Genomic DNA, 11,583 nt, shown 5'->3' on the forward strand with positions numbered 1-11,583 from the left:
CAATCAGGCAGCTGCGCCCACCCGCGCAAGAATCGCATCGATCGCCGTCCGCGCATCGCCACTGCGCAAGGCTTCTTCCAGCAGGGGAATCACCCAGGCGCAGCCGGCTTTGGTCACATCTGCGCGCCAGCCGCCAGGCCAGCCTTCCAGCTCGTGCAAGGCCAGCATGCTGCAACCGCCACGCTCGGCGTGGCCACCACGAATCGACTGCTCGAACCAGAACGGCGTCGCCGAATCGGCATCGATCGAAAAAATATAGACATCGTGGTCCGGATCTTCTGCCGAGGGCGCGATATTGCGCCAGCTGACCTGCACCACCTTCATTCTGCCGACTCCGCATCCGGGTCCAACGCCAGCACGCGGATTTCCACATCGTCCAATTGCACCAGCTGGCCGGGGCGGATCTTGGCGGTCTTGCGCAGTTCCTGCACGCCATCGACGCTGACCGCACCACTGGCAACGATCGCCTTGCCCTGGCCACCGCTGTCGGCAATGCCGGCCAGCTTGAGCAGCTGGTTGAGCTCGATGTACTCGCCGTCCAGGTCGAATTCCAGGAATTGCATGGTGCGCTCGCTAACAGGAAGACCGCGATTATCCGCCTGTCGCAGGCGACAACACCACTGCGCCAAGGTGAAAGGCTGCAGCTGGATCGATACGTCACCACGCAAGCGCTTTGGCAGCATCCAATGCGCTGCGGTTCGCGTGTGGCGCCGGTGGGTTATTCGCCTCGAAAGCGGGCGATCTCGTCCAGCATGCTTTCGGCGCGGATGACGCCTGGGCCGACATGCGCGTTGTCGATACGTTCCAGCCACGGATGCTGGGTGCGTTGCAGTCGCCGGTAGCCGAGCCAGGTGCCGATGGCGCCGAGCACCCCCACCAGCACATTGATCAGCAGCCAGCTGTGCGGCAGCGTCATGCCGGTGAGCGTGCGCCAGAGGCCATCGGCCACTGCGACCCACAGCACCCAGAACGCGATGCCCAGCCACGGCGCCACCCGCGTGCGCCAGCGTCGCAGTTGCGCGAGCGCCTGCTGTGTCTGCAGCAGCGGTCCGGCGAAATCCAGCTGCGACACCAATTGCAGTTGGCGTAGTGCGGAGATTGCCAGCGCCACACTCCACGCCTGCAGCAGCACGCCGCCGATGATCGCCGCAGCCTGGTCCGCGTGGGCAAGCCAACTGCGGGCGATCACGATGTTCAGCGCGACGGCGCACAGCAACTGCGCGGTCTGGCTCGCCCATAGCGGGCACAGACTGGCGCGCGCTGCGTGGCCGCGCACCTCGCCGATCAGTTGGCCGGTAAGTGCGGTTTGCTGATCCAGGCGTCGGTGCACTGCGTGCCAGGCGCGTTGCATGTCGTCGAGTTCCATGTGCTGCTCCTCTTGTGGGTCGGGTGGGTCAGAGTTCGGCGCGGATGCGCGCTTTCAGACGGCTGAGTTTCGTGGCGACGTTGGTCTCGCTGATGCCGAGCACCTCGCCGATCTCGCGGTAGCTGTGGTCGTCCAGGTACAGCAGCACCAGTGCGCGCTCCAGCCGCGGCAGTTGCGCGATGAAGCGGTAGAGCGCGGCGATCTGCTGCTCGTGCGCCGGGTCGCGCGCCAGTGGGTCGGCGATGCTGTCGGCCACCGCCTCCAGCGGCACCGGCTCGTGCGCAATCCGGCTGCGGCCGCGCAAATCGCTGATCGCCACATTCAATGCGATGCGGTACATCCAGGTGGAAAAACGCCTGTTTGGGTCATAGCCAGGAAACGCGCGCCATAACTGCACGGTGATGTCTTGCGCCAACTCGGCGCGGTCGTCCGGGTTCCAGCAATAGCTGGCCGCGACCTTCACGACGATGCCGCGGTGATGCTGCAGCAAGGCGTTGAAGCGGGTGTGCAGGTCTGTTTCCAGGGACATGGCTCCGGCCGCGCAAGTGGATAAGAAGGTTCGAAGAGATGATTCGCCAGACAGGGCAAATCCTCACAACCTGAACGGACTGTTATGAAAATTTCGACAGCAGGGGGCCTGAAGGCGCACACTATGCTGCTTTGCGCTTGCCGGATCCGTGCGGCGCCTCCGGAGTTACCAATGACCCAAGAATCTTCCGCGCCGCTGCTGTTTGCAGACCTCGGCCTCTCGGACGCTGTGATGAAAGCCGTTGCCAACGTTGGCTACGAGTCGCCGTCGCCGATCCAGGCTGCCACCATTCCCGCGCTGCTTGCCGGCCGCGACGTCCTCGGCCAGGCGCAGACCGGTACCGGCAAGACCGCCGCGTTCGCGCTGCCGGTGCTGTCCAACGCCGATCTGAACCAGCTCAAGCCGCAAGCGCTGGTGCTGGCCCCGACCCGCGAGCTGGCCATCCAGGTCGCCGAGGCCTTCCAGAAATATGCCGAAGCCATTCCCGGCTTCCGCGTGCTGCCGGTCTACGGTGGCCAGCCCTACGCCCAGCAGCTGAGCGCGCTCAAGCGCGGCGTGCATGTGGTGGTGGGCACTCCCGGCCGCGTGATCGATCACCTGGATCGCGGCACCCTGGATCTGTCCCAGCTCAAGACGCTGGTGCTGGACGAAGCCGACGAAATGCTGCGCATGGGCTTCATCGACGACGTCGAAGCGGTGCTGAAGAAGCTGCCGGAAAAGCGCCAGGTGGCGCTGTTCTCCGCGACCATGCCGCCGGCGATCCGCCGGATCGCGCAGACCTATCTGAAGGACCCGGCCGAAGTCACCATCGCGGCCAAGACCACCACCTCGGCCAACATCCGCCAGCGCTATTGGTGGGTGAGCGGCTTGCACAAGCTGGATGCGCTGACCCGCATTCTCGAGGTCGAGCCGTTCGACGGCATGATCATCTTCGCGCGCACCAAGGCTGGTACCGAAGAACTGGCGCAGAAGCTGCAGGCGCGCGGTCTGGCCGCTGCCGCCATCAACGGCGACATGCAGCAGGCGGCGCGTGAGAAGACCATTGCCCAGCTCAAGGACGGCAAGCTGGACATCCTGGTCGCCACTGACGTGGCCGCACGCGGCCTGGACGTGGAGCGCGTCAGCCACGTGCTGAACTACGACATCCCGTACGACACCGAAAGCTATGTGCACCGCATCGGCCGTACCGGCCGTGCCGGCCGCACCGGCGATGCGATCCTGTTCGTCACCCCGCGTGAGAAGGGCATGCTGCGTTCGATCGAGCGCGCGACCCGTCAGCCGATCGAAGAAATGCAGCTGCCCAGCGTGGATGCGGTCAACGACACCCGCGTTGCGCGCTTCATGACCCGCATCACCGAGACCTTGGCCGGCGGCCAGATCGAGATGTATCGCGATCTGCTGCAGCGCTACGAGAGCGAGAACAACGTGCCGGCGATCGATATCGCTGCGGCGATGGCCAAGTTGCTGCAAGGCGATTCGCCGTTCCTGCTGACCCCACCGGTGCGTGGCGCACGCGAGGAATTCGCACCGCAGCGCAACGAGCGTGCCGATCGCGGTGATCGTGGCGAGCGTCCGCGCTTCGAGCCGAAGTTCGAGCGTGGCCCGCGTGCCGATGGCGAGCGCGCTGCGCGTCCGCCGCGTGCCGAGCGCCCTGCGTTTGCCGGTGACGGTGACGGTGACGGCGCCGAGCGTCCGCGTCGCGACCCGGTCGCTCCGCGTGGCGAACCGGAGGTCGGCATGGAGAGCTACCGCATCGAAGTGGGCCACACCCACGGCGTGAAGCCGGCCAACATCGTCGGCGCGATCGCCAACGAAGCGGGTCTGGAAAGCCGCTACATCGGCCGTATCGACATTCAGGACGATTATTCGATTCTGGATCTGCCGGCCGACATGCCGCGCGAGTTGCTGACGCATCTGAAGAAGGTCTGGGTGTCCGGTCAGCAGCTCAACATGCGCAAGCTGGAAGAGGGCGAGGCTGCTGCGTCGCCCTCCAAGCCGCGCTTCCCGCGTAGCGGCAAGCCGGCCGGTCGCCCGAATGGGCCGAACCGTCCAATGGACCGTGCCGGTGCGCCGCATCGCAAGGGTCCGCCCAAGCCGCGCGGCGAGTAAGCGCAGCTGACAAACCCGCTGCGTGTGGCCATTTGGCCCGCGCAGTTGGTGTCTGGAGCCGATATGTTTATTGACGCATACCGATTCCCGCGTCTTGGTCTTCAATAGGCGTCCATCGCCAACCATGCTTTGTTAGTCATGCTAAGTCCGTGAGGCAGTTGTGCTCACCGACTGGGTATTGCCATACAGACTCGGTCGTTGCGGCCGCTACTGCCTTCAGGCGCCCACTGGGCGCCTGAATCGCATTGGGCAGCGGCGGGGGACGAGGATGGCGATGGCGCAGGCGGCACGCGGCAAAAGCGGTGGTCGGACCATGCACGTGATGCGCGGCTGGCTGACACTTCCCTTGGCATTGCTGATCGGTGTGGCTGTCGGCATGGCGATGCTCTCGGCGCTGATGATCGAGGTCCAGTCCGGCGCCACCGCCTGGATCGTCGGCCAAAGCCATTGGTCCAACGCCCAGCAGGAGGCGGTGTACTGGTTGGAGCGCTATCTGGTGAGCGGCGATCCGGTCGACCTGCAGGCCGCCTGTCGCGCACTGGAGGTACCGCTGGGCGATCGTGCGGCGCGTCAGGCGGTCGAACAGCCGGTGATCGACTGGGACGCGGTGTACGCCGGTCTCGCTGCAGGGCGTAATGCCCGACAGGACATGCCGCAAATGGTACGGCTGTACCGCTACGGCCAGGTGTTTCCGTATCTGAGCGAGGCGATCGCGCTGTGGAAACACACCGACGCCGATATCCTGCAGCTGAGCGTACTGGCCGACAGGGCGGCCTCTGCGCAAGCCACCAGCCGGCCCGATCCGCGCGCGCTGCAGAACCTGCGCGAAGACCTGCATCTGCTGGATGCGCGCATGCGCCGCGATGCCGAACAATTTCAGGCCTTGCTGATCCGCTGCGCGCGACTGCTGCACGATGTGATGGTGTTCTGCAGCGTGGCGACCTTGCTGCTGGTGCTGACCACCTGCGTGCTGGCGATGCGCCGCATCCGCGATTATCTGCTCTCGCACGAGGGCCGCTTTCGCACTGCGTTTCAGCAGGCGGCGCTGGGCATGGTCAAGTTCGACCTGCGCGGTCGCGTGCTCGACGCAAACACCTCGATGGCCAACATCCTGCGCTACCGGCCGGAGGAACTGCAGGCCTGCACGCTGGCCGAGGTGATGCACCCGGACGATATCGCGCTGGACAGCCGCGGCATGATCGACTGGCCCAGATTGATGCAGTCCGGCGAACTGCGCTTTCTGCGCGCCGACGGCGGGGTGATGTGGGGGCGCTGGAGCGCCTCGCTGGTGGAGCCGGGCCCGGAAGAACCGACGCTGGTGCTGGCGGTGATCGAAGATGTCTCGCATGCGCACGAGCTGGCCGACGAAGTGTCTTTCCACGCGCGCCACGATGCCTTGACCGGCTTGATCAATCGCCACGAGATCGAACGCCGGCTGCTGCGCCTGATCGAACCACCGCAATCGCCGCAGCTATGCCACGCGCTGTGTTTTGTGGACCTGGATCATTTCAAGCTGGTCAACGACACCTTCGGGCATGCGGTCGGCGACAAGTTCCTGTGCCATTTCGCCGATGTGATCACCATGCAGCTTCGCCCGGGCGATTGGCTGGGGCGGCTGGGCGGCGACGAGTTCGCGATCCTGCTGGCCAATACCGATCTGCTGCAGGCGCAGGCCCTGCTTACCCATATGCACGGTGTGCTCGGGCAGCCGTGGAGCCATCAGGGTGGCAAGCCGCTGACGCCCAGTTGCAGCTTTGGCGTGGTGGAAATCCGCCAGGGCGCCAGTGATCTCAACGCCTTGATGACCGCCGCCGATCTGGCCTGTTATGCGGCCAAGGAAGAAGGGCGTAACCGCATTCGCTGTTTTGACGAAAACGATCTGGCGCTGGCGCGGCGCCGCCACGACGGTGGCTGGATCAGCGCGGTGCAGCAGTCCATCGCCGAACAGCGTTTGCTGCTGTATGCGCAGAAAATCCAGGTGCTGAGCGACCCGGGACGCCTGCAGTACGAAGTGCTGGTGCGCATGCGTGCGCGTGACGGCCGCGTGCTGAGCCCGGGCGAATTCCTGCCGGCGGTGGAGCGCTATGGCCTGGGTCGCATGGTCGATGTGCATGTGCTGGAAACCTTGTGCGCGCAATTGGCGGCCAACCCGCTGCATGTGGCGAGACTGGATCTGTGCCATGTGAATCTGTCGGCGCAATCGATCGCCCAGCCGGATTTTCTCGACTTCGTGTGCGCCTTGTTCGAGCGCTACCCCACGCTGGTGCCCAAGCTGTGCATGGAGATCACAGAGACTGCGGTCATCGGCAATCTGGAGCAGGCGCAGCGTTTCGTGCAGAGCGTGCGGGCGCGTGGCTGCCATGTGGCGCTGGACGATTTCGGCAGCGGCCTGGCCTCGTTCGGCTATCTCAAACAGTTCACCGTGGACGTACTGAAGATCGATTGCGGCTTCGTGCGCAATTACGCGCACGACGCGGTCGATCGTGCTGCGGTGCATTCGATCGCGCAGGTTGGCCTGGCGCTGGGGATCGAAGTGGTGGCCGAAGGGGTGGAGTCGGAGGCCGATATCGCCGGCCTGCGCGAGGCGGGCGTGGGCCAGGTGCAGGGTTTCAGCCTGCATCGCCCATGCCCGCTGGAAGACCTGTTGCATGTATCGATGCCGCTGCTGGTGGTAACCGGCTAGGTGCGATGGCGCACGATTGCCGATAAATCGCCGATAATTGCGGGATGACAACCCGACTCAACAAATATATCGCCGAAACCGGCTTCTGCTCCCGCCGCGAGGCCGATCGGCTGATCGGCGAACGCCGCGTCACCGTCAATGGCGTGCCTGCCGGCACCGGTGCAGTGGTGGGCGAGGAAGATACCGTGCTGGTGGACGGCCAGCCGCTGCGCACCCGCGCTGCCAGCAAGCCCGGTGGCCGCAAGCATGTCTACATCGCGCTCAACAAGCCGGTGGGCATCACCTGCACCACCGAAAGCTCGGTCAAGGGCAATATCGTCGAATTCGTCGGCCACGAGCAGCGCATCTTCCCGGTCGGCCGGCTCGACAAGGAGTCCGAGGGGCTGATCCTGATGACCAGTAACGGCAACATCGTCAACGAGATCCTGCGTGCGGAAAATCGCCACCAGAAGGAATATCTGGTGGCGGTCAACAAGCCGGTCACCGACGAATTCCTGCGTGGCATGGCACGCGGCGTGCGCATCCACAACGAGACCACATTGCCGTGCCGCACCGCGCGGATCGCCAAGTTCGGCTTCCGCATCGTGCTGGAGCAGGGCTTGAATCGGCAGATCCGCTTGATGGCCTCCGAATTCGGCTACCGCGTGACCCAGCTGCGTCGGGTGCGCATCGACAACATCAAACTGGCCGCGCTCAAGCCGGGGCAGTGGCGCAATCTCAGCGATGCGGAACTGCGCGGCTTGCTGCCGCAGCGCACCGACTGGTGACACTACCGCTTGCCAGCGGCTGAACGGAAGCGACACGGCATGTCGGGTGGTCCGGCGCACCCCGATAGTCGGACTTGACACGCTCGGTCATACTTTCGCCGTGAATAGCCAGCTGGGGGAGCGGGCAAGTGATCAAACCGGAATTGCCGGACAACGAAGCCGAGCGGCTTGCAGCGCTACGCCAGTACGAGGTGCTGGATTCGCCGCCTGAGCGCGCGTTCGACGATCTCACCATGATCGCGTCCACGCTGTGCGAGACGCAGATGGCGGCCGTGGTGTTGGTGGACGAAGACCGCCAGTGGTTCAAGTCTGCGCATGGCGCGCCACGCGGCGAAGCACCGCGCGACATCTCGTTCTGTGCGCACGCGATCCTGCGCCCGGATGAAGTGTTGATGGTGGACGACACCTTGCTCGACCCGCGCTTCCACGACAACCCGATGGTGACCGGCACTTCTGCGGTGCGCTTCTACGCCGGTGCACCCTTGGTGACCAGCGAAGGGATGGCGCTGGGCTCGCTGTGCGTGTTCGACCAGAGCCCGACGCATCTGCGCGATGAGCAGCGTAACGCCTTGCAGGCGTTGTCGCGCCAGGCCTCGTATCTGCTGGAGTTGCGCCTGGCCGGCAAGCGCCTGCGTCAGCAGTTGCATGAGCGCGAATGGTACGAGCAGCAGATGGCCGGTTATTACGCGCAGATGGATGCGTTGAACGCGGATCTGGTCGAACAGACCCGTACCGATCCATTGACTGGCTTGCCCAACCGGCGTGCATTTGCGGCTGCCTTGGCGGCGGCGACCGAGCAGACGCGTGCGGCAGGCCAGCCGTTGTCGGTGGCGTTGCTGGACGTGGACCACTTCAAGACCGTCAACGACGTGCACGGCCACGACCAGGGCGATGTGGTGCTGCGTGAGCTCTCGGCGTTGTTGCGCGCGCATGTCGCCGGTGCCGGCACCATCGCCCGTTACGGCGGCGAGGAATTCGTGTTGCTGCTGCCCAATGTGGATCTGCTGCAGGCGCGCGTGCAATGCGAATACCTGCGCCAGAGCGTGGCGGTGATGACGATCGCGCTGCCGGTGACGGTAAGCATCGGCGTGGCAACGCTGCATCCGCAGGAAAACGTGGAAGCGGTGATCAAGCGCGCCGACCAGGCCTTGTATGCGGCCAAGCGCGGCGGGCGCGATCAGGTGGTGGCGTTGGGGTAGGGCGGTGCTGCTGCGCGCGCCGATGCTTCATCGATAATGCCTGTCGCGGCCTGGGCCGCTCCTACGATGGCGTTCGATGGGATTTGGCGATGCTCCATTGCGCTGCGCAGTCACTCGACGATGTTCTTCGCTTCGGCGGTGCCGAGCAGTTCCGGGTGCACGATCTTGCGCCGGCGTTCCAGCATGGGATGCAGGAACACCGCGCCGAGAATGATCGCCACGCCTAGATAGAACTGCAGGGTCAGCTCGCGCTGTTCGCCCAGCAGCGCGATTGCCAGCACGATGGCGTAGACCGGTTCCAGGTTGGTCACCAGCTGCACCGAGTAGGCGCTGAGATGGCGCAAGGCCACCAGTGCCAGTGCAAACGGCAGCAAGGTGCAGGCCAGCGACAGCACGAGCAGCAGCACGCCATCGTGCAGGCTGGGAATAATCAGCAGATTGCCATGCAACGACGGCAACAGCAGCGGCATTGCCGGTGCCAGCAAGGTCAAGGTCAACGTGCCGGCGCCGAGCTCCAAGGCAGTGACGGTGAGCGGGTCGGCATGCGTCACCATGCGCTTGTTGAGCGAGCCGAATAACCCGACAAATACCGCCGAAATCGCGCCAACTACGACACCGGCACGCATGCCATCCGGTACGCCGCCGACCACTAGCGCTACGCCCGGTAACACCGCCAGCCCGAACAGCAATTCGCGCGGGCGGAATGGCCGTTGCGTCACCCACGGCTCGATCACTGCAGTAAACACCGGCGCCAGGGCGATACAGGTTGCCGCCACGGATGCATTGGCCAGCTTGATCGCGCCGTAGAAGGTCAACCAATGCAACGCCACCAGTGCGCCGATGCCGCAATAGCCCAGGATCACCCGCGCGGACAGGCCGCGCAGCCCGCGCCACACCCGCGGCAACAGCGCCAACGCCACCACCACGATCAACATCCGCCACCACACCAACGGCAACGCCGGCAGCGTGATCAGCTTGCCCAGGATCGCGGTGATGCCCCAGAGCAGGACGCAGAAATGGATTTGCAGTTGCGCCTTGCGCAGATCGGTCGTGGGCATGCGCCATTGTCGCCTAATTCGTCATGCCGCCAAACACGCGCCGCTTGCGCGCCAACCACGTCGAGCGGCCATGCACGCGGGTTGCCGACGGCGGCACGCGCCGGCGGGACTAGCGCGAACCCAGCGTCTGCAGCAATGCCATCGCAGCAGCGGGATTACGCTCTTTCGCGGCACTGATGAAGAACACGAACACCTCGCGCGGTGTGGCTTTGGCTTGAGACTCGGCATCAATGTGCGGTAGATCCGCCGGATCCTCGCCACGCCGCCAGGCCTGGATACGCTCGGCCCAGCGCGCCAACGCCGGCGCCGGATAACCTGTAGTGAGACGCGCCTGGCTGCGCATCAGGCGCGCATAGACAAAATCGGTGGACAGATCGGCAAAGGATGGGTGCTCCTCCGAATCGGTGAACACCGTGGCCACGCCATGCTGGCGCACCAATGCCAGTAGCGAGGCGTCCGCCGCGTCGTGGTCGCGGATTTCCAGCACGTGCCGCAGCACGCGCTTGCCGGCGCGTTTGGGTAGCAGCGACAGAAAACCATCCAGGTCATCGGCCTGCAGGCGATGCCCCTGCTCGAACTGCCACACCAACGGGCCGAGCGTGGCGCCAAGCTCGGCAATGCCACCGATGAAGTCTTCCACCTGCGCCTTGGTGCCCGCCAGCTTGCGCGATTGGGTGATACGGCGCGGGGCCTTGGCGGAGAACACGAATCCCGGCGGCACTTCGTCGCGCCACTTCGCGTACGTCGCCGGCTTTTGCGCGCCGTAGTAAGTGCCATTGATTTCGATTGCAGTGACGTGGCAGCTGGCGTATTCCAGCTCGCGCCGTTGTACCAACCCTTGTGGATAGAACATGCCGGCACGCCACGGCGCATACACCCAACCGCCAATGCCGACATGGATGCCATCGAGCGCGGGCGGGGGTGCGTCAAGTAGGTCGGTCATGGCGGGCTCCACAGTGGCGTAATGACAGCCACGTGTGCCCAGCTGCGGGCAGATCGAGGCATGCCTGGCTGGATGATAGCGTCGCTGGGCGTGCAGGGATGAAGGCCACTGCGGCCAGGGACTGCTGGGCGCGCATGTGGCATGCACGGGTGATCAAGTTGGTCGGGTGACGTCACGCATCGTTGTGGCCATTCAAAAAAACGGCGCCGCGCACTTGCAAGGCGTAAGCGCTGCAGACACACCCTTCTGCCTTCCAGCCGACCATCGGCTTACACGGACGCTGTCATGCCGCTACCATCGGATATCGCCGCTTGAGATCGCACCGATGACCTGGACCACGCCCGATCTGTGTGACCGCTTCCCCGAGGTGCATGTCGCCGAGCCGCTGTTCCGCCACTTCGGCGGGCGTGCGGCGTTTTCCGGGCCAATTGCGACGGTGCGCTGTTTCGAAGACAACTCGCGCGTGCGCGAGCTGGCCGCCACGCCCGGCGATGGGCGGGTGCTGGTGGTGGACGGGCAGGGCTCGTTGAAGCACGCGTTGCTGGGCGACCAGATCGCCGCGCAGGCAGTGGCCAATGGCTGGGCCGGCGTGTTGATCCACGGCTGCGTGCGCGATGTGGAGATTCTCGCCACGCTGCCGCTGGGCGTGCTGGCGTTGGGCGCCTGCCCGCGCCGCACCGAGCGGCGCGATCTGGGCGAGGTGGAGGTGCCGGTGAATTTCGCCGGGGTGGCGTTCGTACCTGGTCATTGGCTGTACGCCGATGCCAACGGCGTGTTGGTGGCAGCGCTGCCGCTGTCGTTGGACAGTGCCGGCGGACCGATTTGATCGAGAAAATAAGGACGTGCTAGGGCCTGTTAACACTAATGGCCCGAGCGATTAAACTATTGAGCATGGAGATCACGCCAGCACAATTTTCTCTGATCGAACA

General features: G+C 64.9%; 11 protein-coding genes. 5 read left to right on the forward strand and 6 right to left on the reverse strand.

The features are described from left to right. Window positions 1-3: 3 nt before the first annotated feature. From XcyCFBP4188_RS02570 to XcyCFBP4188_RS02585, 4 genes are all read right to left on the reverse strand, one after another. Window positions 4-324 (reverse strand): hypothetical protein, encoded by a 321-nt coding sequence (locus XcyCFBP4188_RS02570; protein WP_104591567.1) that lies wholly within the window; start codon window positions 322-324, stop codon window positions 4-6. Then, on the reverse strand, window positions 321-563 hold the full coding sequence (locus tag XcyCFBP4188_RS02575) for an RNA-binding S4 domain-containing protein (protein ID WP_006449915.1): 243 nt from the start codon (window positions 561-563) through the stop codon (window positions 321-323). Before XcyCFBP4188_RS02575 ends, XcyCFBP4188_RS02570 begins: the two co-directional genes overlap by 4 nt. A gap of 155 nt (window positions 564-718) precedes the next feature. Further along, on the reverse strand, window positions 719-1,366 hold the full coding sequence (locus XcyCFBP4188_RS02580) for a hypothetical protein (RefSeq protein WP_006449916.1): 648 nt from the start codon (window positions 1,364-1,366) through the stop codon (window positions 719-721). 28 nt (window positions 1,367-1,394) lie between these two features. Further along, window positions 1,395-1,895 carry an RNA polymerase sigma factor gene (locus tag XcyCFBP4188_RS02585; RefSeq protein WP_006449917.1) on the reverse strand — a complete coding sequence of 167 codons (501 nt, stop codon included), beginning with the start codon at window positions 1,893-1,895 and terminating at the stop codon, window positions 1,395-1,397. Between the two features lie 171 nt (window positions 1,896-2,066). Here XcyCFBP4188_RS02585 and XcyCFBP4188_RS02590 point away from each other — a divergent pair, with 171 nt between their 5' ends. From XcyCFBP4188_RS02590 to XcyCFBP4188_RS02605, 4 genes are all read left to right on the forward strand, one after another. Beyond that, a complete protein-coding gene (locus XcyCFBP4188_RS02590) occupies window positions 2,067-4,004 on the forward strand; it encodes a DEAD/DEAH box helicase (RefSeq protein ID WP_104591568.1) in 1,938 nt (645 codons plus the stop codon). A gap of 274 nt (window positions 4,005-4,278) precedes the next feature. Then, a complete protein-coding gene (locus XcyCFBP4188_RS02595; RefSeq protein WP_043908173.1) occupies window positions 4,279-6,687 on the forward strand; it encodes a putative bifunctional diguanylate cyclase/phosphodiesterase in 2,409 nt (802 codons plus the stop codon). Between the two features lie 44 nt (window positions 6,688-6,731). Then, on the forward strand, window positions 6,732-7,454 hold the full coding sequence (locus XcyCFBP4188_RS02600) for a pseudouridine synthase (protein WP_006449920.1): 723 nt from the start codon (window positions 6,732-6,734) through the stop codon (window positions 7,452-7,454). Between the two features lie 128 nt (window positions 7,455-7,582). Continuing rightward, window positions 7,583-8,653, forward strand: a complete 1,071-nt coding sequence (locus tag XcyCFBP4188_RS02605; RefSeq protein ID WP_006449921.1) for a GGDEF domain-containing protein — start codon at window positions 7,583-7,585, stop codon at window positions 8,651-8,653. Between the two features lie 110 nt (window positions 8,654-8,763). Here XcyCFBP4188_RS02605 and XcyCFBP4188_RS02610 read toward each other — a convergent pair whose 3' ends face one another. Both XcyCFBP4188_RS02610 and XcyCFBP4188_RS02615 read right to left on the reverse strand, forming a co-directional pair. Next, window positions 8,764-9,711: a DMT family transporter gene (locus XcyCFBP4188_RS02610; RefSeq protein ID WP_104591569.1), complete on the reverse strand. Its 948-nt coding sequence runs from the start codon at window positions 9,709-9,711 to the stop codon at window positions 8,764-8,766. Window positions 9,712-9,820: 109 nt separating this feature from the next. After that, window positions 9,821-10,654 carry a DUF72 domain-containing protein gene (locus XcyCFBP4188_RS02615; protein WP_104591570.1) on the reverse strand — a complete coding sequence of 278 codons (834 nt, stop codon included), beginning with the start codon at window positions 10,652-10,654 and terminating at the stop codon, window positions 9,821-9,823. Between the two features lie 325 nt (window positions 10,655-10,979). Between XcyCFBP4188_RS02615 and rraA the strand changes: the two genes are divergently transcribed. After that, entirely contained in the window at window positions 10,980-11,480 is a 501-nt protein-coding gene (gene rraA, locus XcyCFBP4188_RS02620) for a ribonuclease E activity regulator RraA (RefSeq protein WP_006449924.1), read from the forward strand. The last annotated feature ends 103 nt before the right edge of the window (window positions 11,481-11,583 follow it).

It is taken from the genome of Xanthomonas hortorum pv. cynarae (genome assembly GCF_002939985.1).
In the GTDB taxonomy this organism is placed as follows: domain Bacteria; phylum Pseudomonadota; class Gammaproteobacteria; order Xanthomonadales; family Xanthomonadaceae; genus Xanthomonas; species Xanthomonas hortorum_D.

Coding starts and splice junctions, on each gene's coding strand:
- XcyCFBP4188_RS02575 (WP_006449915.1), bottom strand. CDS start 563: ATGCAATTCCTGGAATTCGACCTGGACGGCGAGTACATCGAGCTCAAC.
- XcyCFBP4188_RS02600 (WP_006449920.1), top strand. CDS start 6,732: ATGACAACCCGACTCAACAAATATATCGCCGAAACCGGCTTCTGCTCC.
- XcyCFBP4188_RS02615 (WP_104591570.1), bottom strand. CDS start 10,654: ATGACCGACCTACTTGACGCACCCCCGCCCGCGCTCGATGGCATCCAT.
- XcyCFBP4188_RS02570 (WP_104591567.1), bottom strand. CDS start 324: ATGAAGGTGGTGCAGGTCAGCTGGCGCAATATCGCGCCCTCGGCAGAA.
- rraA (WP_006449924.1), top strand. CDS start 10,980: ATGACCTGGACCACGCCCGATCTGTGTGACCGCTTCCCCGAGGTGCAT.
- XcyCFBP4188_RS02585 (WP_006449917.1), bottom strand. CDS start 1,895: ATGTCCCTGGAAACAGACCTGCACACCCGCTTCAACGCCTTGCTGCAG.
- XcyCFBP4188_RS02590 (WP_104591568.1), top strand. CDS start 2,067: ATGACCCAAGAATCTTCCGCGCCGCTGCTGTTTGCAGACCTCGGCCTC.
- XcyCFBP4188_RS02610 (WP_104591569.1), bottom strand. CDS start 9,711: ATGCCCACGACCGATCTGCGCAAGGCGCAACTGCAAATCCATTTCTGC.
- XcyCFBP4188_RS02580 (WP_006449916.1), bottom strand. CDS start 1,366: ATGGAACTCGACGACATGCAACGCGCCTGGCACGCAGTGCACCGACGC.
- XcyCFBP4188_RS02595 (WP_043908173.1), top strand. CDS start 4,279: ATGGCGCAGGCGGCACGCGGCAAAAGCGGTGGTCGGACCATGCACGTG.